The sequence below is a fragment of the Nevskia ramosa DSM 11499 genome, assembly GCF_000420645.1.
Classification (GTDB): Bacteria; Pseudomonadota; Gammaproteobacteria; order Nevskiales; family Nevskiaceae; genus Nevskia; species Nevskia ramosa.
Genome location: NZ_ATVI01000008.1, coordinates 144112 through 166313, shown reverse-complemented (window position 1 = coordinate 166313; position 22202 = coordinate 144112). Strand labels below are relative to the sequence as shown.

Below are 22202 nucleotides of genomic sequence, written 5' to 3'. Positions count from 1 at the left end.
ATCCACTTCTAGACCATAGTCATTCCCGCGCAGGCGGGAATCCAGTTCTTCTTTGCCAGCGGTGCGCGGAAGGCGAAACTGGATGCCCGCCTTCGCGGGCATGACGGTAAAACTCAGGACATCGGCTTCAGGCAGTTGATCATCCACGGCGTGCCGAAACGATCGCTGGCCATGCCGAAGCGCTGTGCCCAGAAAGTTTCGGCGATCGGCATGAACACCGTGCCGCCGGCACTCAAGGCCGCGAACAGGCGTTCGGCTTCATCGACGCTGTCGACGGTGATGGTCACACAGCCATTGCCCTGCGAAGGGCCGCAACCCTCTGCGTTCTCGGGGGCATCGGCGCCCATCAGCACCTGATCGCCGACGTGCAGCTGGGCATGCATGATCAGGTCGCGGCTGGCGGCCGGCAACTCGGCGGCTATCGGCGATTCGCCCTGGCTCATGATCATCGCGATCTCGCCGCGGAAGGTTTTCGCATAGAACTCGAAGGCTTCGCGGCACTGGCCCTTGAAGCTCAGGTAGGGATTGATACGCATGGTCTTGCTCCGTTGATGTTTGGGTAGGTTTGAATCAGTGCTGCGCTTCGATCTGCGCGCGCAGCTTGGCTTCCTGTTCCTGCAGTTCCGGGGTGAAGGCTTCACCGAAATCCGAGGCCTCGAAGACCTGGCGAATCTCGACTTCCGACTCGCCGATCATTGGGCAGGGGCAGCGCTTCAGCCATTCGATTGCTTCCTGCATCGAGCGCAGCTCCCACAGCCAGAAGCCGGCGATCAGTTCCTTGGTCTCCGAAAATGGGCCATCGATGACTGTGCGTTTGCTGCCTGAAAAGCGAACCCGCGCGCCCTTCGAGCTGGGATGCAGGCCTTCACCGGCGAGCATCACGCCGGCCTTGACCAGCTCCTCGTTGAACTTGCCCATCTCGGTCAGCAGTTTCTCGTCCGGCATCACGCCGGCTTCCGAGTTCGCATCGGCTTTGATGATCACCATGAAGCGCATTGGAATCTCCTGTTCGTGTCTGTCGTGAGCCCGGATTGTTCTGGGCTTTCAAGACAACGACGAAGCAGGCGCAGCGAAATCGACAGCCCGCGCGAAGATTTTTCGGGAAATTTCACAAGACGCTGATCGGCATCAGATTTTTATCGCCCTTCATGAGCCCCCGAGCAGTGCTTGTTAGGCTTCGCGCCATGAAGTCATCGCGCCCGACCACGAAGTCCGCACAGCAGCCACCGCGCCACGGCCTGGCCCGCGTGCTGTCGAAACTCGGCGTCTGCTCGCGCAGCCAGGCGGAGATCGCGATCAAGGCCGGACGGGTCAGCGTCGACGGCCGCATCGAGCGCAATCCCGAACGGCCGAGCGATGCCCAGCGTGAACGGATCGCGCTCGACGGCGTCGACGTGCAGGCCGCCGCCAAGCTCTACATCGCCGTCAACAAGCCGCGCGGCATTGTTGTCAGCGCGGCCGATGAACGTGGCCGCGACACCGTCTACAGCCTGATCGCCGACGCCGGCCTGCCCTGGCTCGGCCCGGTCGGCCGGCTCGACAAGGCCAGCGAAGGGCTGCTGCTGCTATCGAACGACACGGTCTGGGCGGCCGGCATCACCGAACCTGCCGGCGCGCTGGTCAAGACCTATCACGTGCAGATCAACGGTCTGCCGGATGCCGCGGCACTAGCGGCGATGGTGGCTGGCGTCGTCGATGGTGGCGAGCGCCTGTCAGCGGTCAGCGCCAGCCTGCTGCGCGCGGGCGAGCGCAATTGCTGGCTGGAAATCGTCCTCGACGAAGGCCGCAACCGGCATATCCGCCGGCTGCTCGAAGTGCTCGGTTACGACGTGCTGCGACTGCTGCGGGTGTCGATCGGCAGCCTGGCACTCGGTGATCTCGCCAAGGGTGCCTGGCGGCATCTGACCGCAGACGAGGTTGCGACGCTACACGTGATCGCCGGGTAGGGGCCGCCACACCCGGCTCGTCTTAAGGGCATCCCGCTCTTCAAGACGACGCCATGCGCCTGTTCCGTCTCGCCTTCGCCCTCTCCGCGCTGTCCAGCCTGCCGACGCTGGCCGCAGCGAGCTTCGCCGTCGAGGAAGCGACCATCGCCGACATTCAGAAAGCGATCCTGGCCAGGCAGATCACCGCCACCGACGTGGTGAATCTGCATCTGAAGCGCATCAAGGCTTACGACGGCGTCTGCGTGAAGCAGCCGGACGGCGTGCTCGGCAAGATCGAGACGATTCCCAACGCCGGCCAGATCAACGCCTATGCCACGCTCAACCTGCGCCCGGCAGCACTGAAGAAATGGGGCTTCAACCCGCACAAGGCGCGCAGCATGACCGACAAGGCCGACGCCGATCCGGCGCTGCCGGATGCGCTCGAAGCCGCGGCCGAACTCGACCGGCAGTTCGCCGCGACCGGCAAGCTGGTCGGCCCGCTGCACGGCATTCCGATCTCGGTGAAGGACCAGTACGACACCGCCGATCTGCGCACCACCTCGGGTGCCGATGCCCCTTACGCCAACGATCGGCCACCGCTGGACGCTGAGTTCGTCAAGCGCCTGCGCGCGGCCGGCGCCATCATCATCGGCAAGGCCAACATGGGCGAGTACGCCAGCGGCGATCGCAGCAGTTTTGGCGGCGTGCTCTGCAATCCCTATGACACCGAGCGCAGTCCCGGACGCTCCAGCGGCGGCTCCGGTTCATCGGTGGCGGCGAGCCTCGCCGTCTGTTCGATCGCCGAGGAATCCGGCCCTTCGGCACGCAACCCGGCGAAGAACAACAACGTCGTCGGCATCGCCGCGACGCAGGAACTGGTCAGCCGCGCCGGCATGATCAAGGCCAGCACCATGAACGATCGAGTCGGCCCGCTATGCCGCACGGTCGAAGACACGGCGACCGTGCTCGATGTGATTTCCGGCTACGACCCCAAGGACGAACTCACCGCCTTCGGCATCGGCCGCAAGCCGCCGCAGCCTTATGCGAGCTACACGCATGAGAAAAGCCTGAAGGGCCTGCGCATCGGCGTGCTGCGCGAATTCATGAACAAGGCGCTGTTCACCAAGGCCGACGAGCAGAGCATCGACCTCGTCGAGCGCGCGGTAGCGGATCTGCAGAAGCTCGGCGCGACGATCGTCGATCCCGGCGCCAGCGGCGCACTGTTCCAGCAATGCGTGGCCAAGTACGCGCCGTCGGCTTATTCGCGCGCCCTGATCCAGCAGAACCCGAAGCTGTTCCCGGCCGACAGCGATCACATTCCGCAACTGGTGGCGATGGCGGCCGACCCCAAGCTGTTTCCCGCCGACAGCCCGCTGACCATCCGCGATCTGGGCGCTGACAAGACCATCGGTGAAGGCCGCTTCGTGCTCGACCAGTATCTGAAGGCGCGTGGCGACGCCAACATCAGGAATACCGAAGACCTGATTAACAAGTCCCGCTTCTATACCGACGTGCGCGCCGGCACCGGCTTCTCGGACAAGAAGAAAAGCCTGGAAGAGAAGTTCAAGGACAAGACCCTGGATATCTCCGGCCGCCTGGAACAGCGCTTCGCCCTGCAGCAGATCGGCATCCAGTGCATGGCCGAGCAGAACCTCGACGCGGTGGTCTATCCGACCAGCAATATCCCCTCGCCCAAGCTCGGCATGCCCACAGAACCGAACAAGAACGGCCGCTCGGCGCTGGCCTGGACCTTGCTCGGCGCCAACGGCTTTCCGGCGCTGTCAGTACCGGCCGGCTTCACCACCGAGGTCTACGACCGCGTGCCGGACAAGAACGCTGAAGGCGGCACGAAGATGATCGGCCCGATCGCCGCGAAGCTGCCGGTGAACGTCGATTTTCTCGGCAAGCCTTTCGACGAAGCGACGCTGTTCAGGATCGCCGGCGCCTACGAGGCGGCAACCCGACATCGCCAGGCGCCAGCGGGTTTCGGGCCGGTGAAGAAGTAGCGCTCAATCGATCGGCCTGACCCGGAAGTTCTTGCCCTTGATCTTGCCGGCGCGCAGGCCGTCGATCGCGCCCTTGGCAAAGCGGCGGTCGATCGCGACATAGGTGCGGGTATCGAAGGTGTTGATCTTGCCGACTGCTTCCTTGGCGAGCCCGGCAGCGCCGGTGAGCGCACCGAGCAGATCGCCCGGCCGCAGCTTGTCGCGCCGGCCGGCGTCGACGCAGATGGTGACGAATACCGGCGGCACCGGACGATCCGGTGACAGTGCCGACATCGGCAGCTTGCCGATCGCCGCCTTGAAGCCGAGCTTGGCTTCGATCGCGGCAACGCGGCTGCGCTCGCGCGGCGCATACAGGTGCAGCGCCAGACCGCTCTTGCCGGCACGGCCGGTGCGGCCCACGCGATGCACGTGCTGGTCTGGCTCCAGCGGCAGCTCGTAGCTGATCACCAGCGCCAGATCCTTGATGTCGAGGCCTCTGGCGGCGACGTCGGTGGCGATCAGCACCCGCGCCGAGCCATTGGTGAAGCGCACCAGCACTTCGTCGCGATCACGCTGGTCAATATCGCCATGCAGGGACAGCACCGAGAAGCCGCGCTTGGCCAGCTGCACTTCGATGTCCTGGGCGTCGTTCTTGGTGTGCGCGAAGACCAGTGCCGATTCCGGCCGCTGGGTGCTGAGCAAATGCGCCAGCGCATCGAGACGCTTCATCGGATCGACCTCGTAGAAGGTCTGCTCGACCTGCGCGGTGACGATCTCGTTGTCGACGGTGATCTCCACCGGATTCAGCTGCAGGCGGCGGCTGATCGCGCGCACGGTGTCCGGGAAGGTGGCCGAGAAGAACAGCGTCTGGCGCGTCTTGGGGGCCAGATCGACGATCGCGCGGCTGGCCTGTTCGAAGTCGGAATCGAGCATGCGGTCGGCTTCGTCGAGCACCAGCACCCGCAGGCTATCGAGCTTGAGATTGCCTTCGTCGAGCAGCTCCTGCACGCGGCCGGCCATGCCGACGACGATGTGCGGATCGTGCTCCAGCGAAGCGACCTGCGGCCGCTTGGAAATGCCGCCGCCGAGCACGGTCAGTTTCACGTTCGGCATGCAGCGCGCGAGCCGGCGGATTTCCTTGGCGATCTGATCGGCCAGTTCACGCGTCGGGCAGAGCACCAGCGCCTGGGTCTTCATCAGGGTGGCGTCGATCTTCGACAGCAGGCCCAGGCCATAAGCCGCGGTCTTGCCGCTGCCGGTGCGCGCCTGGCCGATCACGTCACGGCCTTCCAGCATCGGCGGCAGGCTCATCGCCTGGATCGGCGTCATCGCCTTGTATTCGAGGGAATCGAGCGCCTGCAGCAGCAGCGGATTCAGCGGCAAGGACGAGAACGGCGAAGTTTCCACGGGGCACCTGGGGCAGTCGGCTGACGCATTCCGCGTCGGCAAGCCGCGAATTGTGAGGCCAGCGGGCGACGCGTGCCGGCCGACGATGCCGAGCAGCGTCGAGCGTGCCTCGGGCAAAGACTGAAACAGCTGCTCTCGGCTAGGCTCTGCTGGCACGAACCCTCATCAAGGAGCGCAGACATGGCACAGGGCGAAACCACCAGCAGCAGTGCAACCACGACCCACAAGGGCAGCTGCCATTGCGGGAAAATCGCCTTTGAAGTCGATGGCAGTTTCGACTCGGTGATGGAATGCAACTGCTCGCACTGCAGCCGGAAAGGCTACCTGCTGTCGTTCGTGCCACGCACTGCGCTGCGGATCACGACAGACGAGGCGGCCATCAGCACCTACACCTTCAACCGCCACGCGATCCGCCATCAGTTCTGCCCGCAGTGCGGCTGCGCGCCGTTCGGCCTCGGCACCGGCCGCGACGGCGTGGCGACGGCGGCGATCAACGTCCGCTGCCTGGAAGGCATCGAGCTGACGACCCTGGAACGCAAGTTCGTCGACGGCCGTTCGTTCTGAGCGACTGTTGCTGGACTAGGCTGTACCGGCATCCCGCCCGCAGGAGTGAGTCACCGTGAACCGCAAGACCATCGATGAGCTGACCGCTCGCCTCGCCGTCCAGGGCCATGAGGTCAGCCGCAGCGAGAAACGAGTCATCGAGCGGGTCGCCAGGCGGCTGCACATCAGCCGCGATGCCGGGCAGGAATTCGACGAGTCGATGGGCTTCGGCGAGCGCGTTGCCGATCGCATCGCCGCGTTCGGCGGCTCCTGGACCTTCATCCTGAGCTTCCTCGGCCTGCTGGTGGTCTGGGTGGTGCTGAACGCGGTGCTGCTGACCCGCAGCAAGGTGGGGCCGTTCGATCCCTACCCGTTCGTGTTCCTGAACCTGATCCTGTCGATGCTCGCCGCCCTGCAGGCGCCGGTGATCATGATGTCGCAGAACCGCCAGTCGGCGAAGGATCGCAAGGCGGCCGAGCACGACTACGAGGTGAATCTGAAATCGGAGCTGGAAATCCTCGGCCTGCATCAGAAGGTCGACAACCTGCGCGAGCAGCAATGGCTGGAACTGGTCGAGATGCAGCGCGAACAGATCGCACTGCTGACCCGGCTGCTGGAAGCGAAAGCCTGAGCGACAGGCCAGACAGCCTGATACCTTGCGTCGCCTTCCCGTTGCCCCGCCCCGATCACCGCCCATGTCCCGCAGCCATTCCGAACTGCATCGCTCCGACCGCATCAGCTGGCTGCGCGCGGCCGTGCTCGGCGCCAACGACGGCACCATCTCGGTCGCCAGTCTGGTGGTCGGGGTCGCAGCGTCCGGCACCAGCCAGCACAGCCTGCTGCTGACCAGCGTTGCCGGGCTCGTCGCCGGGGCGATGTCGATGGCGGCTGGCGAATACGTGTCGGTGCAATCGCAGGCCGATACCGAAAATGCCGATCTGGCCCGCGAGCGCGACGAGCTGCACCAAGAGCCCGATCACGAGTTGGAGGAACTCAGCGCGATCTACATGAGCCGCGGCCTCGACGCCGCGCTGGCCCGTCAGGTCGCCGAGCAGCTGACGTCGCACGACGCGCTGCAGGCCCACGCGCGGGACGAACTCGGCATCACCGATACCTTGCGCGCCCGTCCAGTACAGGCGGCGCTGGCCTCGGCGCTGGCGTTCACGCTCGGCGCCATCGTGCCGGTGCTGACGGTGCTGATCGCGCCGCGTGAAAGCGTGGTCGTCGCCACCTCGGTCGCGGCGATGGCCAGCCTGCTGGTGCTTGGCGCCGCCGCCGCCTGGGCCGGCGGCGCTTCGAGGGTCAAGGGCGCGCTGCGGGTCGCGTTCTGGGGCGCGCTGGCGATGGCGCTCAGCGCCGGTGTCGGCAACCTGTTCGGCGCCGCCGTCTAGGGCCATGAACGCCAGTCCACCAGACCTGTCGACCAGCCTGCCGCGCAACCCGCTGCTGGAACGTGGCCTCAGTTTTCTGGCCCGCTATCCGGCCTTGCTGCCGACTTTGAGTCTGGCCTTCGGCATCGGCAGTTTCGTGCTGGTGCAACGTGGCGAAAGCATGGCGCGGATGATGGCGTTCATCGCGCTGATCGGCTGGCCTTGGTTGCTGCTCGAAGACCTGATCGGCGGCTGGCTGAGCCGCCATTCGCGCGGCAGGCTGCCGCCGGCAACAGCGCGTTTCCTGACCCAGCAGGTGCAGCAGGAACTGCTCTATTTCTCGCTGCCGTTCCTGTTCATCGCTATGAACTGGGTGCCCGAGCAGATGGCCTTCGTCGCCCTCGCCGGCGGCCTGGCATTGGCTGCGACCCTGGACCCGCTGTACTGGCATCGGATCGCGCCGAACGCCAGCCTGTCGCTGGCTTTCCATGCTGCCTGCAGCTTCGTCGCTGCGTTGAGCATCCTGCCGATCGCCGTGCATCTGCCGGTGGAGCAGGCGCTGCCGATCGCCTTCGCGACCACGGCCGTGATCCTGCTCGCCAGCCTGCCGCGCACCGTCGTGCCGGCGCTTGACCTTCGTGCCGCGAGCACCGATCCGCTGCGCTGGCGCCAGCGGCTGCGTCGCTTCGCGATGCCCTTGGCGCTGGCCACGGTGCTGGCGCTAGCCTGGTTCGGCCGCGCGGCGATTCCGCCCGCCGGCCTGTGGGTACGCGATGCCCGCATCACCACCGCGATGGACGGCCACGAGCCCGGCCCGGCAATCACTTCGGTGGATGCCGCGACCCTGGTCAGCGCCGACGCTTCCCTGAGCGCCTTCGTCGCGGTGCGCGCGCCGCAAGGTTTGTCGCAGGCGGTGGTGTTCGAGTGGGTGCACAACGGCCTGGTCGTCGACCGCATCCCGGCCCAGATCGACGGCGGCCGCGAAGCCGGTTTCCGCACCTACAGCCGCAAGCAGCACTTCGGCCTGGCGCCACAGGGCAAGTGGCGAGTCGATCTGCGCACACCGCAGGGTCAGCTGATCGCGCGGCGGAGCTTCGAGGTCCGCTGAGCCCAGACAGCTTCCGGGCATCTCGAGTCTGGCGGGTTCCTTGCTGCGGCTTTTTCATCGCCGCCCCGCCATCACCCGAAACCATGAAAACTCTAATTAGCTTATCCAAGCTGCGCGCCTTCCTCGCGCTCGCGCTGAGCCTCACGCTCGCCTTCAGCGCAGCGGCTGCCGAGGCGAAGCGCAAGATCATCATCGACCAGGACGCCTTCGGCCCGGCGTCCTCGAACCTGCAGGCGATCCTGATGCTGATGCAGGCGCCGGGTGTAGAGGTGCTCGGCATCACCGTCACCAGTGGCGATGGCTGGCGCGACGAGGAAGTGGGCCATGTGCTGCGCCTGCTCGAAATCGCCGGCCGCACCGAGATCCCCGTCTACGCCGGCGCGGTCTTTCCGCTGGTCAACACGCAGGCGCGCAACAAGCTCTGGGAGCAGCTTTACGGCCCGCTCTACTACAAGGGCGCGTGGACCGAAGTCTGGCCCGATCAGGGCGCGCTGCAGCGCTCGCCGTATCACGCCGATCCCTACTTCGTTCCGCCATCGCCGGCCGGCACGCCGAAGCTCAAGGTGCAGAAGGAAAGCGCGGCGAACTTCCTGGTGCGCAAGGTTCACGAATTCCCCGGCCAGGTCACGGTCTGGGCCGGCGGGCCGCTGAGCAACCTCGCCGTTGCGGCCGCGCTTGATCCGCAGTTCGCATCGCTCGCCAGGGAACTGGTGTTCATGGGCGGCAGCTTCAACCCGATCGCCGCCGACAACGCCTTCGCCGCCGAGTACATCAACGCGCCCCGGCGCGAATTCAACATGCGCTGGGATCCGGAAGCCGCATCGATCGTGCTGCACCAGCCGTGGCCGAAAATCCTCCAGGTACCGGTCGACCCGACCACGAAGACCTTCTTCAAGCCGGAATTCTTCAAGCAGATCGCGAAAGGCAAGGCGCCTTTCGACGATTACCTCGTCAAGTTCGGCCAGTCATTCCCGATGTGGGACGAACTCGCCGCCGCGGTCTGGCTCGATCCCTTGATCGTCACCAGGAGCAGCACCGTGCTCGAAGACGTCGACACCAGCTTCAGCGCCAGCTACGGCAACACACTTAGCTGGGCCGTCGGCAGCGGCCCCGGCCTCGGCGAGCGCCCGGTGCAGGCGGTGCTCGATATCGACCTGCCGAAGTTCGAGCAGATGACCATCGACCTGCTGAGCAGGCCGAAGCGATAAGCGAGTAGCGAATCGCCACGGAACCTTAACGACCCTGGGAGAATGGGTAAGCTGTCACCGTAATTCGCAACATCGGATTAGGCGACAAGGTGACGCCTAAAATCATTCAGGCCGGGTTATCCGACATTTTTGTAGCTAATTGGCGTTGGGCATGAAATACCGATGAGCGAAGACGTCATCAGAGAGGTTGGCATCGACAACGAAGGTCGGCTCTACGTCCGGCCATCGCAACAACGCTTTCCTTATATCTATCGCGAGGCCATGGAGGTTTCCTGGCATGAGAGCAGCGGCACGCTAAGCGCACCAGTGCCTCGTGAGTGGTCTCATGCGCGTTGGTTTCAACAGATTCATACTGCGGCAAAACAACAAGGCTGCTTTCTTACATTGTCGCCAGGTACCGAGTGGCATTCCGTACCAGAGAGCACCCACCAAGAAATATGCGCCTACGTCGGCTCCGTTCATGCCCAACCACGCGCTCCAGCGGACGGGCTTCGCCCGCCGCTGAGCTAAGGCGTTAGGCCTCTTATGAACACAGTGTCACGTGGCAACCGCTTCGAAGATCGAGTCTTCGCCGCACTGCGCACCGAAGTCAATGCAGAGCGACTCGGCCTACTCCCGCGTCAGTGCGCGCTTTATCAGAAGAAGGGTTACTTCTCCCGGGACAGGAACTCCGATGTCATCGTAGACATCTCGATTGAGGTAACGATTCCTGGAGCAAAAGAGTGGTCCTTACTCTGGGTTTGCGAATGCAAGGACTACTCAGGTGCGATCCCAGTTAATGACGTCGAGGAATTCAAGGCCAAACTCGATCAGATTGCTGGAAAGAACGTCAAGGGGCTAATGGCGATAACTGGAGTACTTCAGACCGGCGCATCCTCCTACGCTCGTTCTCAAGGCATCGGAGTTGTCCGACTACTTCCATCGGACCAAGTGGAGTGGATGATGCATCTTGAGACGGGTTTCTCCGCCGAGCGGCGAATTGACGCCGGCGAGGTCAGCCGAGCACTCACTATTCCAGGTTATCGCAGCCGGGGCCAGGAGTTTTTTGGGCGCTCTGACGGATACGTCTTTGGGAACTGGGGAAGCCTGCTGAGGAAAGCCCTTGTCGCTGCCGAAGAGGCCTAACCCCTCGCTCAACCGGACCCGCTACGGCAAGCGCCGTAAGCCGGTTAGTTCGAACGTTAGGCCCCATGAACACCCTCCAACTCCGCCTAGCTAACTGGTTCCTTCCCAGAACTCTGCGCTGCCCGTGCCCCCAACTCGTACCGAGATCCGGTGCTGCAGGCGCCAAGGTGAACTGTTTCACTATTTATGTCGACAAGGCTAGCGATCCCTATCTCATCGTTCACACACTAACTGGTGGCATGCTCGAGTGTCACGAGTGGACAGGAGCCCAATTCGAAAAGCCAGTCGAAGTGGCTCTAGCGGATATTTCTGCGAACGACATATCCATCACGCACTTCTACGGCTTCGGTGAAGTCCAGTACAAGGGACTAGTCGACTTTGCGCTCGGCCGCACCTTCCTGCTTCCATACGCAAAGATTCACCTCGTTCGTGCGGTTGAGGCAGTCGACCAGTACTTCTTCAACAAGAAGAAGTTGATCACCAAGCAGCGAATCGATCTCCTCCGCTTCATGGTCCAGCGGCAGATGGACGGAAGCCCAATCTCGAGCCCGACCGATCTGATGACGGGTCTGTACTCAATCAAGTGGGTCTTCCATCCTGACAAGGACCCACAGCACAAGCGCCTCCGCTTCTACCTGGACTCGCTGGTCGATACCGGCGAACTTCGATTGAGAGACCATAAGTACGAACTGACTGGCGAGGCGCTGAAGGCTATAGAGATCTACGAAGAGCAGGAGCGAAAGCACACCGAGAACGTCAAGATCCAGCGCAGAATGCTCTGGCTGACCGTGGCCATAGTTCTCCTCACCGCAGCGCAGGCTGGCCTGTACAAGCTTCCAACCCTACTGGACCTCAGTAGCGCATGGGGCCTAACCACTCGTTCAACCGGACCCGCTACGGCAGGCACCGTAAGGCCGGTTAACTCGAACGTTGAAGGACATGAGAAAAATCTCGTCGTATTCCTAGAGACTCGAGATCATTCGAGGATTCATCAACGCCAGTTGGCATTCGCTTCCCAGAACGCAACGCTGCGCTGATAAGAGATGCGATCCAGCGCCACACCCGATCCACCTTCAGCAACGCCAAGCGAATTGCGCATCATCGTGATCGGTGCCATCGGGATGTCTTCCGGCTGCTCGGTGTACAGGCAGCCGACAATGCCCCAGTCGGCGGCGATCGGCGAACCCTCGCGAGCCAGTTGTTCGCGGCTGTAGAGGATCACCACCAGCCAGTTGGCGATCGGTGCTTGCACCCCTTCGAGCCAGCGGGTGAGCACCGGCAGCTCGTCCTGGTTGCGGGCCTCGTAGGCGCTCTTCAGCAGGTGGCGATTGCTGTCGCTGATCGGCACCGTCAGGCAGCGCGTGCTCGTCCAGTTGCGATGCACGTGCAGCTTGCAGAACGGTGCATAGCCGTCGAGCACCCGGTCCGGCTCGTGGCGGTTCAGGTGCTGCTCGAACTCGGCGGCGCTGATGTCCTGGATGGTGTTCGGGCGCGGCTTCTTCGGGAACAGGCGCGGGCGGGCAAACGGCGTCAGGACGATCGACATGGTGCGACAGGGTGGCGGCAGGGCAGCTCACCGTAGCGCATTGCCGGCGAGCTAGAGTGTGCTCCCGCTATCCATCTGCCCCGAGCCACCATGCCCCGCACACGCGTACCCGCCGCCGCCGCCCAAGCTGTCCGTCCGCGCGCTGTCAGGAAAGCACCGCCTGACACGGTGATGGTTGACGGCAAGCCGCGCTATCACGAGCCGGCACCGGTGGGCATCGACGTCGAAGCCTTCCGGCAGGTGGTGACCAGCCGGCGCTCGGTGCGCAAGTTCACTGACAAGGCGATTCCGAAAGCGGTGCTCGATGATTGCCTGGACATGGCCATGCTCGCGCCCTGCTCGTCCGGCCTGCAGCCCTGGGATTTCTATGTCGTGAAGTCGGCGGACAAGAAGCGAAAGCTGGTGAAGGCCTGCATGAGCCAGCTCGCCGCGAAGACTGCGGCCGAGCTGATCGTCTGCGTGGCGCGCATGGATCGGGTCGGCGCGTTCTCCAAGCAGATGCTGCGCGACTGGCCGATGCCCGACGTGCCGCCGCTGGTGAAGCGCTACTACCAGCTGATTCCCTACAACTACGCACCCGGCCCGCTGAACAGCTTCGCGCTGGTCAAGAAAGCGGCGTTCGCGGCCGGCGGCTTGGTGGCACCGGTGCCGCGTGGCCCCTGCACCCGCGCCGAAGTGCGGCTCTGGGCCGCCAAGAGCACGGCGCTGGCCTGCGAAAACCTGGTGCTGGCGCTGCGGGCGCATGGCTACGACAGCTGCATGATGGAAGGCTATGACGAGGTGCGCGTGGCCAAGCTGCTCGGCCTCGACGACGACCAGGCCTTCCCGATCATGGTGATCGGCGCTGGCGAGCGCGCCGAAGATGGCGTGTTCTGGCCGCAGCTCCGCTTCGAGCGCAGCCTGTTCGTGCACGAGGTCTGAACGATGCTGCCGGCCAACCATCCGCAACGCCTGATCGTCGCCGACGAGGTTCATGCCCGGCCATCAACCTCCGCGTTCACACCGAGCCGCGCGACTCACATCGCGCTGCTGGTTGCCGCCGAGGATCGCGAGCGGGAGTTCGCCCATCTGCAGCGCTTGTGCGCCGAATACGGCGTGACCTCGCCACCGGACGGCACCCTGCAGTTCAGCGTGCAGCTCGGCGACATCACGCTGAAGTGGGAACGGCATGGCGAGTTCTCCGGCATCACGCTGTTCGTGCCCGGCCCAGGTGCCGCGCCGTTCGCGGAGTCGGCCGTCAGCCTGCTGCCCAGGGGCTGGCTGGCCGGCTTGCCGGGCCAGACCCTGGTCGCCGCCAATGCGCTGCTGATCGAAGCCGATGACGGCCCGGCACCCAGCGCGCTGCTCGACGAGCACTTCGAGAACAACATCGCCGTCGGCGGGGAGATCGGCGATGGCGCTGGTCAGGCCTATACCGATTTCCGGATTCACGACGACGGCTTCTCGCGCTTCCTGATCCTCGATCGCAGCTTCACGCCGCGGCAGGCCGGCCGGATGCTGCAGCGGCTGTTCGAGATCGAGGTCTATCGAGTGCTGGCGCTGCTGGCCTTGCCGGTGGCGCGTGCGCAGGCGCCGCGGACGCGGGCGATCGAGCAGTCGCTGGGCGCACTGACCGAGCAGATTGCCGCCGAAGACGGCGCGGTGGCCGATGAAGCGCTGCTGCACGAACTGACCCAGCTGGCCGCCGCCGTCGAAAGCAGCCTGGCGACCACCGAGTTCCGCTTCAACGCCTGCATCGCCTATCACGCACTGGTCAGCACCCGCATCGAGGAACTGCGCGAACGCCGGCTGCCGGCCGTGCAACCGATCGGCGAATTCATGGCGCGCCGCCTGAGCCCGGCGGTGTCGACCTGCCGGCACACGCTGAAGCGCCTGCACGAGCTGTCCGATCGCGTCGCCAAGGTCAGCGGCCTGCTGTCGACCCGCGTCGACATCACTCGCGAGCGCCAGAACCAGGCGCTGCTGGCGTCGATGGAACGCCGCACCGGCCTGCAGCTGCGCCTGCAGCAGACGGTGGAAGGTCTGTCCGTGGCAGCGATCGTCTATTACGCCTCCGGGCTGGTCGGCTACCTGGCCAAGGCCGGCAAGGCGGCGCATCTGCCAATCGATCCGGATCTGGTCGTCGGCCTGGCGCTGCCGATGCTGTTCATCAGTGTCTGGTTGGGCCTGCGGCGCATGCACCGGAAGCTGCACGCCGCGGATGCGTGAAAGGCCAGCCGCTATACTGAAACCATCAACAGCAACCTGACCGGCAAGCACTCGTGACCACCAAACGCGCCAGGAAAACCCCGAGCAAGCAAGCCATCATTCGCGCCGTGGCCAGCTCGACTGCGATTGAAACCGGGCAACGCATCGAGCAGATCGAGCAGACGTTGCGCAGCAAGACCAGCAAGTTCGACAAGCTGCGTCTCGCCCGCTGATCCCGACAGATCAAACCCCGAGCGCAGTCGCTACCAGCTGCTTCATCGGCTCGTAGTCATTGGCTAGCCCTCGCCGGATCGCATCGAAGTAGCTTTGTCGATCGGCATCCCAAGGGCTGTAGTCCAGCGGATCGCGCCCAGCCTGCACCGCCATCACGTCTGCAAGCAGACGAGACAAGCGGCCGTTTCCCTCGCGAAACGGGTGGATCAGGATGAATTCGACATGGGTCACGGCAATCGCTTCGATCAACGCCTCATCCGTCAGGGAATCACAAGGCGTGAAGCGCAGCAGACAGTCCCGCTCCAGAACGCTCAACAGCCTTGGAATCTGCGCTGCAATCGCAAAATGGAAGTCGCCCTTGCTCAGATTGACCGAGCGCTCCTCGCCAGCCCAGGAATAGACGTTGCCTAGCCAGCGGCGATGCCAGATCCTCAGATCGGCCACCGTCAATGCGCGTTCCGGCAGCGCGTCGACCAGTACTGCGTCGTAGAGCTTCTCGAGCAGTATCAACTCGGCTTCTTCGATGTCGGCGATTTCGGTGATGCCCAGCTTGTTGGCCAGCACCTGCCCGCCTGAACCTGGCTCGAAGTCCACTTGCGGACCATCGGCTTGGTAGCGGTCAGTCATCGACTGTTCTACGGCCAGTGACTGGCAGGCTGCCCGCTTGAACTGACTTTCCAGAGCCGATCGGTGATTGCGCCACGGAACACGCCCTCAGTGCAGAACTGTCGCGCAAACATACCGTAGCTCGCAACGATCGCTCGGTTTGCACCATTAAACGCGGACAACTAAACTCCGCGTTATGGCGCATCTGGGAAATAGTGTCGAATACGGGCTGCATTGCCTGCTCTGGCTGTCGGCGCCCGATGCGGCGCCCGCCAGCAGCCGTGATCTGGCCGAGTTGCAGGGCGTGTCGCCCTCGTTCGTCGCGAAGATCTTTCCCAAGCTCGAGAAGGCCGGGATCGTCAGCGCCAGCGCTGGCATCCACGGCGGTTACCGGCTCGCGCGCCCGGCGGCGAAGATCACCGTGCTCGACGTGGTCGACGCCATCGAAGGCCACAAGCCCTTGTTCGACTGCCAGGAAATCCGCGGCCGCTGCGCGATCTTCAAGGGCAAGGCACCGGCCTGGTCGACCCAGGGCGTCTGCTCGATCCACGCGGTGATGCTGCGTGCCGAGCAAAGCATGCGCGCCGAACTCGCCAGCGCCACGCTGGCCGATCTGGCGACGACGGTCGCCCGCAAGGCACCAACCGGCCTGCCCTCCGAAATCAAGGTCTGGCTGAGCGGACGGATGGCCGCGCGATCCGAAGCGCAAGCGGAAGGCCGTACTGCGCAAGCGAAGCAAGCCGCTGCGTCGAAGCTGCGACGACGGCCGGAACATTAGTCCACCGAACCCATGAGATTCCACCCCCTGCTGGACGCACGCCTTGGGCGCGCTGCGGCGTCAGAAATGCTCGCAATAGAACAACTATTGCTGTGCTTTCTTCCTTGCATCGCATCCCAATTCGCACGCCCTTCAGGGGGTGAACTCACCGGTTCGGCGGACCAGGCAAAAACTCAAACGACAAAACCAAGGGGAGAACAACCATGATCGAGACCAGAAACACCCGTCAGGCAGCAGCGGTGCTCAGCACCTTCGCCGTCATTCATTGCGCAATCGCGCTCTGGCATGGCGGCGCTCATCTGTCGGTGCCGGTGGAACTGGACCCGCCGAAGATGGCTTTCGTTGGGCTGGTAGTTGTCATCCTGCCGCTGCTGGCCGCGGCGCTGCTGTGGACGAAGCTGAAGAAAGTCGGCGTGGTGCTCTACACCGGATCGATGGCGGCGGCGCTGGTGTTCGGCATCGTCAATCACTACATCCTGATTTCGCCGGACAATGTCACCTGCGTGCCGCCCGGCGATCACCAGATGACCTTCATCGTCTCGGCAGGATTCGTCGCTGGCAGCGAACTGATCGGCACGCTGCTCGGCGTGCTCGCGCTGCGGCGCTGGTTCAACTGAACATCGGCCAAAAATAAAGCGGGACGAAAAGAACGCCGCCGGGTCTCACGGCTTTGAAGCCTTGGCATAGTTGGTTCTCCTAGTTGGCAGAAATCGGCCGAGGCCCCGTTCTTTTATCGGCTCTGAAGCGTCTCTGGCAAGCTGTATTCCGCGAACTGCTTGCGTAGCGCGAGCTTGTGAACCTTGCCGGTTGCTGTGTGAGGCAACTCGTCAACGAACGCCACATCGTCCGGTGTCCACCATTTGGCAATACGCCCGGTGAAGTGGGCAATCAGTTCTTCCTTTGAGACTTCAAGATTCGTGCGCTTGACCACGATCAGCAATGGCCGTTCGTCCCAACGTGGATGCACGATTCCGATGACCGCGGCCTCGGCCACCGCCGGATGGCTCATCGCCACGCCTTCGAGTTCGATCGAACTGATCCATTCGCCGCCGGACTTGATCACGTCCTTTGAACGATCCGTAATCGTGAGCATGCAATCCGCATCGAGCGTAGCCATATCGCCGGTGGGAAACCAGCCGTCAACCAGTGCGCTGCTGTCGGCCCTGAAGTAGCGCTCGACGACCCATTGACCACGCACCATCAGGTCGCCCGCCGCGACGCCGTCGTGCGGCAGCGCATCACCATCGGCGTTGACGATTTTCAACTCGACGCCAAAGGGCGGGCGCCCTGCCTTGAGTTCGATATGGCCTTGCGCTTGCGCCGGCAAACTGCGATGACGAGACTTGGGGCTATTGCAGGTGCCCAGCGGCGACGTCTCGGTCATGCCCCAGCTTGATTGCAGCTTGATGCCGTACTCTTTTTCGAAAGCCTCTTTGAGCGGCGCGGGACAAGCCGAGCCGCCCACCGAGCAGCGCTTCAAGCTCGGTACTTGCATTTGTCGCTCGCGGAGATGATTCAGCAGCGCAAGCCAGATCGTTGGCACGCCTGCTGAAAAACTCACCGACTCGCTGTTGAACAACTCGCAAAGACTGGCGCCGTCCAGCGCGGGGCCCGGCAGCACGAGCTTGAAGCCGACCAGCGCAGCAGCGTAAGGAATGCCCCAGGCATTGACATGGAACATCGGCACCACCGGCAACACGGTGTCGCAGGCGGAGACATTGAGCACATCCGGCAGCGCCGAGGCATACGTGTGCAGCAAAGTCGAACGATGCGAATACAGCACTCCCTTGGGATTGCCGGTGGTCCCCGAGGTGTAGCACAGGCAGCACGCCTGATTCTCATCAAACTGCGGCCAGCTGAATGCGTCGTCCTCGGCCACAAGCAGCGTTTCGTAGCAGAGCAAGTCTGGAATGTTATGAGTCGGCAGGTGCGCGGCATCGGTCATCGCCACCCAATGTTTGACCGTTGGGCATTGCGGCACGAGTTGCTCGACCAGCGGTGCCAGATTGATGTCGAAGAACAGCACCTGGTCTTCGGCGTGATTGATCATCCACACGATCTGTTCCGCAAACAGGCGCGGATTGATCGTGTGAGTCACGGCGCCACTACCGGAGATGGCGTAGTACAGCTCGACGTGTCGGTAGCCGTTCCAGGCCAGTGTTCCGACGCGATCGTCTTGCTGAACACCCAAACGCTTCAAGGCATTCGCCAGCTGCCGAGCTCTCGCCGCAAGGTCTTTCCAGCCGTAACGATGGAAGCGTGCATCGCCGCTTGCCGGTTCGACGATACGCGACACGATTTCCGTGTCGGCGTGACAGGTTTCGGCGTGGCGCAGCAGTCCGCTGATGAGCAGCGGCTGATTCATCATCTGGCCCTTCATCGCGGGGTCCTCTTCAACGCGGATTGAATCAGGCGACCGATCTTATCCATCGCTGTCGCCGCTTCGGGGATGGCCGCGTCCATCAACAGGAATCCGTGAATCTGGCCCGAGAATCGCAGTTCCTGCACTGGTACACCGGCGCTCTTCAATGCCGCGCTGTAGGCAAGGCCGTCGTCGTGCAGCGGATCGTGGCCGCAGACGAGAACCGTCGCCGGCGGCAATCGCGCATGACTTTCCGCCAGGGCCGGAGATGCGCGCCAGTCCTTGGCGTCCGCTTCCGAGCCCATATAGACGGCCAGGAAGTGACGCATCATCGCCTCGGTCAGAAACAGACCGTCGATCGGCTCAGCGGACAAATTGGTCGCGGGATAGATCAGCGTCTGGTGCGAGATGGTTGGCGCGCCAGCTTCACGGGCCATCAGGCAGACCACGGCGGCGAGGTTGCCGCCGGCGGAATCTCCCGCCACTGCAAGCCGCTCAGCGTCAATAGCGAGCCGGCCTGCGTTTGCCGCAATCCACTTGAGGGCAGCAAAGGCGTCTTGCGGTGCCGCAGGGAACTTGTGTTCCGGCGCGAGACGATAATCGACCGAGATCACCACGCAGTTCGCTGCCCGACACAGGCGACGGCACTGGCGATCAAACACTTCCAGGTCTCCCAGGTAAAAACCACCGCCGTGGAAGAACACGATCGCGGGGGCCGGCGTCTGCGGGTCAACGCTCAGCGGCCTGTAGCTGCGCATCGGAATCGCGCGATGCGCGGTTTCCGCAACCAGATCCTGGATCGGACCCACCTCGATCGGCCGGGCCTGAAGCATCGACATGCCGATCGCGAAGGCTGCGCGAGCCTCTGCAGGAGACAAGGTTTCCAGGCCGGGCTGGCCGGCTGCCGCCATCGCATCGACGACTAGCCGGGCCGAGGGATCGAGCTCTGTCACAGGTCTTAGCTCCAATGAAAGTCGTGATGGTTGTCGCGTGAAAACGCTTGCGTTCGCGCAGAGAAAATCGACGGCTGAACCAGCCGCTTTTCGTGAGCGCTTGCCAGCGTGGCTCTGCAGCGTGATGTTGAGGGCGCTGCCGCGAGTCGGGATGGACACGGGGTCCTTGCTAACCGCTTGCTCAGACAATGCTGGCGCCGCCGTCGACCGCCAGAACCTGACCGGTAACGTAGCGGCTGGACTCTGCTGCAAACATGAGTACGGGGCCGATCAGATCCTCGTCACCACCAAGGCGCCCCACAGGCACATTGGCCGTCATGCGCTCATTGCCGACCGCATCGATCAAGCCATTGGTCAGATTCGAGGGAAAGAAACCCGGGGCCAGAGCATTCACAGTGATGCCGTAATGCCCCCATTCCGCGGCGAGCGCACGGGTAAAATTGATCAGGGCACCCTTGCTACTGTTGTAGGCAATCGCCCGCATGACGTCGGGCATCGTACCTTGCAGGCCACCGACCGAAGCGATGTTGATCACGCGCCCGTAGCGGGCGGGGATCATGCTTTGCTTGGCAATGTTGCGGGTCAGGATGAACTGCCCGCGCACGTTCAGGTTGAAGACACGATCCCAGCCATCGGTTGGATAGTCCTCCGCCGGAGCGCCCCAGGTGTTGCCCGCGTTGTTGATGAGAATATCGACGCGCCCTGCAAGCTTGAGGGCCTCCTCCGACAGTTTGGTGATGTCTGATTCCTTGGAGGAATCCGCGGCAATCCAGTTCGCCTCGATACCCATACCCGTCAGTTCCGCCGTCGCCGCCTCCAGTTCTTCGATCTTGCGGGCGGAGATGACGATACGCGCGCCCTGCTTGCCGAGCGCCTTGGCCATCTGCAATCCAAGATTGCGCGAGCCTCCGGTGACCAGCGCGGTGCGGCCGGACAGATCAAACGGCGAGGTGTTTGTGTTCGCGCTCATAGCATGTCCTCGCTGGCGTCCAGAGTGATGCGATCCAACCGCTCCAGCAGTGCAAGCTGAGGCTCGATCCTCGGCAGTTCGTAGACGAAGAAAAACTTGCAGGCATTGCGCTTGGCCCGATGGAACGGGCTTTGGGAATCGCCACAGGCCAATGCCTGATCCAGCCAGATCCACGCCAGTACGATGTGCCCGAAGGCTTCGAGGTAAGCCGTTGCATTGGCAAGACGCTGCGCGGGATCCTCGCAGTCGAGCAAGATTCGGGTGACCTGCGCCAGACGCTGCATCTGCTCGGACAATGCCTCGGCCATTGGATGCAATTCGGCGTTCGCAGATTCACGCGCCTTTGCGATGCTCTGCCCGATGCGCTGCGTGAGCAGGACCAGTGCAGTGCCGTTTTCCATCACCACCTTGCGTCCCAGCAGATCCAGTCCCTGAATCCCGTGCGTGCCTTCGTGAATCGGATTGAGGCGATTATCACGGTAGAACTGCTCCACCTTGAACTCGCGCGTGTAGCCGTAGCCGCCGTGAATCTGGATGGCCATGTCGTTACCCACCACGCACCACTGTGACGGCCAGCTCTTGGCAATCGGCGTGAGAATTTCCAGCAGTAGATGCTGCCGCTTTTTCTCGGCCTCATCCTCTGAAGTGCTCATCTGATCAATCAGCACCGAGCAGTACATGTTCAGCGCCATCGCACCTTCGGCGTAGACCTTCTGCGCCAGGATCATGCGCTTGACGTCTGCGTGGTCGGAGATCCGCTGCTGCGGCGTGCTCGGGTCTTTCAAGCTGCGGCCCTGCAGCCGCTCCTGCGCATATTTTCGCGAGTGCAGATAACCGGTGTAGCCCAGCGCTGTGGCACCCAGGCCGACGCCGATGCGCGCCTCGTTCATCATGTGAAACATGTAGCTCATGCCCTTGCCGGCCTCGCCAATGCGATAGCCGATCGCACCGGCACGACCACCTGGCTGATGCTCGCGTCCTTCACCAAAATTGAGCAAGCAATTGGTGGTGCCGCGATAACCCATCTTGTGGTTCAGACCACCGAGGACAACGTCATTGCGCTCGCCATCGCTGCCGTCGGCATTCACCACAAACTTGGGCACGATGAACAGCGACAAACCCTTGACGCCGGGGATTGATGCGCCGCTTTCATCGACCGTTCTTGCCAATACCAGATGGACGATGTTTCGCGTGATCTCGTGCTCGCCGGCAGAGATCCACATCTTGCTGCCGGTTAGCCGATATTGCAGGCCGAGTTCCGATTCAGCCTCAAACTCCGCGCGGGTTTTGATATCCGACAGCGAGGATCCGGCCTGCGGCTCGGACAGGCACATGGTTCCGAAGAACTCGCCCTTGAGTGTGGGCTCTGCAAAGCGTTTGATCTGCTCCTCGCTGCCCAGCGCCACCAGCAGGTTGGCATTGGCGATGCTGAGGAAAGGATAGGCGGCAGTGCCCACATTGGCCGCCTGCAGATACGCCATGCCGGTACGCTCGATCACCGAAGGCAACTGCATGCCACCGCGGTCATAGTCGTGTCCGGCCGCCATCAGTCCTGATTCCGCAACCGCCTTGAGCGCGGTAGCGATTTCCGGAATCAGTCTGGCCTTGCCATCAATGAACAGCGGCTCTTCGCGATCGGATTTCTGATAATGCGGCTCGAACAGATCGGTGGCGATGCGCTCGAAAGTATCGAGCACCGCATCAAATGTTTCTCTGGAATGATCTGCGAAACGCGGCGCCTTGGTCAGCGCCTCAACATCAAGCCATTCGTACAGCATGAATTCGAGATCGCGCCGGGAAAGCAACAGAGACGTTGTGCCAGACATAAAAGGTATTCGTTTGAAATTGGGCAGGGATCAGCCGGACGGCCACCAGGGATCTGCATGATCCGGTTC

General features: G+C 63.1%; 24 protein-coding genes. 15 read left to right on the top strand and 9 right to left on the bottom strand.

Translation table 11 applies throughout. From position 1 onward, the window contains the following. Nucleotides 1–113: 113 nt before the first annotated feature. Nucleotides 114–536, bottom strand: coding sequence for a VOC family protein (locus G513_RS0114315; protein WP_022977540.1), 423 nt, complete (start codon nucleotides 534–536; stop codon nucleotides 114–116). Between the two features lie 34 nt (nucleotides 537–570). Continuing rightward, a complete protein-coding gene (locus G513_RS0114310; protein WP_022977539.1) occupies nucleotides 571–996 on the bottom strand; it encodes a YciI family protein in 426 nt (141 codons plus the stop codon). A gap of 188 nt (nucleotides 997–1184) precedes the next feature. On the opposite strand from G513_RS0114310, the gene G513_RS0114305 reads away from it, so the two are divergent. Both G513_RS0114305 and G513_RS23170 read left to right on the top strand, forming a co-directional pair. Then, nucleotides 1185–1946: a pseudouridine synthase gene (locus tag G513_RS0114305; RefSeq protein ID WP_022977538.1), complete on the top strand. Its 762-nt coding sequence runs from the start codon at nucleotides 1185–1187 to the stop codon at nucleotides 1944–1946. 53 nt (nucleotides 1947–1999) lie between these two features. Next, on the top strand, nucleotides 2000–3931 hold the full coding sequence (locus tag G513_RS23170; protein WP_022977537.1) for an amidase: 1932 nt from the start codon (nucleotides 2000–2002) through the stop codon (nucleotides 3929–3931). Nucleotides 3932–3934: 3 nt separating this feature from the next. On the opposite strand, the gene dbpA is transcribed toward G513_RS23170, so the two are convergent. After that, entirely contained in the window at nucleotides 3935–5317 is a 1383-nt protein-coding gene (gene dbpA, locus G513_RS0114295) for an ATP-dependent RNA helicase DbpA (RefSeq protein ID WP_022977536.1), read from the bottom strand. A 180-nt stretch (nucleotides 5318–5497) separates the two neighbouring features. Between dbpA and G513_RS0114290 the strand changes: the two genes are divergently transcribed. From G513_RS0114290 to G513_RS0114260, 8 genes are all read left to right on the top strand, one after another. After that, nucleotides 5498–5881, top strand: a complete 384-nt coding sequence (locus G513_RS0114290) for a GFA family protein (protein ID WP_022977535.1) — start codon at nucleotides 5498–5500, stop codon at nucleotides 5879–5881. Between the two features lie 55 nt (nucleotides 5882–5936). Continuing rightward, nucleotides 5937–6491 (top strand): DUF1003 domain-containing protein, encoded by a 555-nt coding sequence (locus G513_RS23165; RefSeq protein WP_033417841.1) that lies wholly within the window; start codon nucleotides 5937–5939, stop codon nucleotides 6489–6491. Between the two features lie 64 nt (nucleotides 6492–6555). Next, nucleotides 6556–7251 (top strand): VIT1/CCC1 transporter family protein, encoded by a 696-nt coding sequence (locus tag G513_RS0114280; RefSeq protein WP_022977534.1) that lies wholly within the window; start codon nucleotides 6556–6558, stop codon nucleotides 7249–7251. Nucleotides 7252–7255: 4 nt separating this feature from the next. Next, nucleotides 7256–8338: a DUF5924 family protein gene (locus tag G513_RS0114275; protein ID WP_022977533.1), complete on the top strand. Its 1083-nt coding sequence runs from the start codon at nucleotides 7256–7258 to the stop codon at nucleotides 8336–8338. Between the two features lie 83 nt (nucleotides 8339–8421). Continuing rightward, the gene (locus tag G513_RS0114270; protein ID WP_022977532.1) at nucleotides 8422–9546 is read left to right on the top strand and encodes a nucleoside hydrolase; all 1125 of its coding nucleotides are present in this window, start codon (nucleotides 8422–8424) and stop codon (nucleotides 9544–9546) included. A gap of 162 nt (nucleotides 9547–9708) precedes the next feature. After that, the gene (locus tag G513_RS25830) at nucleotides 9709–10056 is read left to right on the top strand and encodes a hypothetical protein (RefSeq protein ID WP_156891688.1); all 348 of its coding nucleotides are present in this window, start codon (nucleotides 9709–9711) and stop codon (nucleotides 10054–10056) included. Between the two features lie 15 nt (nucleotides 10057–10071). Continuing rightward, complete coding sequence (locus tag G513_RS23160; RefSeq protein WP_022977531.1) at nucleotides 10072–10671, top strand: restriction endonuclease; 600 nt, start codon at nucleotides 10072–10074, stop codon at nucleotides 10669–10671. A 65-nt stretch (nucleotides 10672–10736) separates the two neighbouring features. Next, nucleotides 10737–11708, top strand: coding sequence for a hypothetical protein (locus G513_RS0114260; protein ID WP_156891686.1), 972 nt, complete (start codon nucleotides 10737–10739; stop codon nucleotides 11706–11708). On the opposite strand, the gene G513_RS0114255 is transcribed toward G513_RS0114260, so the two are convergent. Then, nucleotides 11663–12217: a DUF3228 family protein gene (locus tag G513_RS0114255; protein ID WP_022977529.1), complete on the bottom strand. Its 555-nt coding sequence runs from the start codon at nucleotides 12215–12217 to the stop codon at nucleotides 11663–11665. The two genes, G513_RS0114260 and G513_RS0114255, sit on opposite strands and share 46 nt — an antisense overlap. Before the next feature lie 171 nt (nucleotides 12218–12388). Here G513_RS0114255 and G513_RS0114250 point away from each other — a divergent pair, with 171 nt between their 5' ends. From G513_RS0114250 to G513_RS25965, 3 genes are read left to right on the top strand one after another with little or no spacing between them, the layout of a single operon-like run. Then, nucleotides 12389–13138 (top strand): nitroreductase family protein, encoded by a 750-nt coding sequence (locus G513_RS0114250; RefSeq protein ID WP_022977528.1) that lies wholly within the window; start codon nucleotides 12389–12391, stop codon nucleotides 13136–13138. Between the two features lie 3 nt (nucleotides 13139–13141). Beyond that, the gene (locus G513_RS0114245) at nucleotides 13142–14425 is read left to right on the top strand and encodes a DUF3422 family protein (protein ID WP_028475561.1); all 1284 of its coding nucleotides are present in this window, start codon (nucleotides 13142–13144) and stop codon (nucleotides 14423–14425) included. A gap of 53 nt (nucleotides 14426–14478) precedes the next feature. Beyond that, a complete protein-coding gene (locus tag G513_RS25965) occupies nucleotides 14479–14637 on the top strand; it encodes a hypothetical protein (RefSeq protein ID WP_022977527.1) in 159 nt (52 codons plus the stop codon). A gap of 10 nt (nucleotides 14638–14647) precedes the next feature. On the opposite strand, the gene G513_RS0114235 is transcribed toward G513_RS25965, so the two are convergent. Further along, nucleotides 14648–15265 carry a Fic/DOC family protein gene (locus G513_RS0114235; RefSeq protein WP_022977526.1) on the bottom strand — a complete coding sequence of 206 codons (618 nt, stop codon included), beginning with the start codon at nucleotides 15263–15265 and terminating at the stop codon, nucleotides 14648–14650. A gap of 175 nt (nucleotides 15266–15440) precedes the next feature. Here G513_RS0114235 and G513_RS23155 point away from each other — a divergent pair, with 175 nt between their 5' ends. Continuing rightward, nucleotides 15441–16022 carry an RrF2 family transcriptional regulator gene (locus G513_RS23155; RefSeq protein WP_022977525.1) on the top strand — a complete coding sequence of 194 codons (582 nt, stop codon included), beginning with the start codon at nucleotides 15441–15443 and terminating at the stop codon, nucleotides 16020–16022. Between the two features lie 203 nt (nucleotides 16023–16225). Beyond that, nucleotides 16226–16639 (top strand): hypothetical protein, encoded by a 414-nt coding sequence (locus tag G513_RS0114225; RefSeq protein ID WP_022977524.1) that lies wholly within the window; start codon nucleotides 16226–16228, stop codon nucleotides 16637–16639. Nucleotides 16640–16752: 113 nt separating this feature from the next. On the opposite strand, the gene G513_RS0114220 is transcribed toward G513_RS0114225, so the two are convergent. The 4 genes from G513_RS0114220 to G513_RS0114205 are packed head-to-tail and all read right to left on the bottom strand — an operon-like array spanning nucleotide 16753 to nucleotide 22133. Next, nucleotides 16753–18402: a 3-(methylthio)propionyl-CoA ligase gene (locus G513_RS0114220; protein ID WP_022977523.1), complete on the bottom strand. Its 1650-nt coding sequence runs from the start codon at nucleotides 18400–18402 to the stop codon at nucleotides 16753–16755. Further along, nucleotides 18399–19496, bottom strand: a complete 1098-nt coding sequence (locus G513_RS0114215; RefSeq protein WP_211219680.1) for an alpha/beta hydrolase — start codon at nucleotides 19494–19496, stop codon at nucleotides 18399–18401. Before G513_RS0114215 ends, G513_RS0114220 begins: the two co-directional genes overlap by 4 nt. Nucleotides 19497–19518: 22 nt before the next feature. Continuing rightward, nucleotides 19519–20307 carry an SDR family oxidoreductase gene (locus tag G513_RS0114210; protein ID WP_022977521.1) on the bottom strand — a complete coding sequence of 263 codons (789 nt, stop codon included), beginning with the start codon at nucleotides 20305–20307 and terminating at the stop codon, nucleotides 19519–19521. Beyond that, nucleotides 20304–22133, bottom strand: a complete 1830-nt coding sequence (locus tag G513_RS0114205; protein WP_022977520.1) for an acyl-CoA dehydrogenase — start codon at nucleotides 22131–22133, stop codon at nucleotides 20304–20306. Before G513_RS0114205 ends, G513_RS0114210 begins: the two co-directional genes overlap by 4 nt. Nucleotides 22134–22202: the final 69 nt, after the last annotated feature.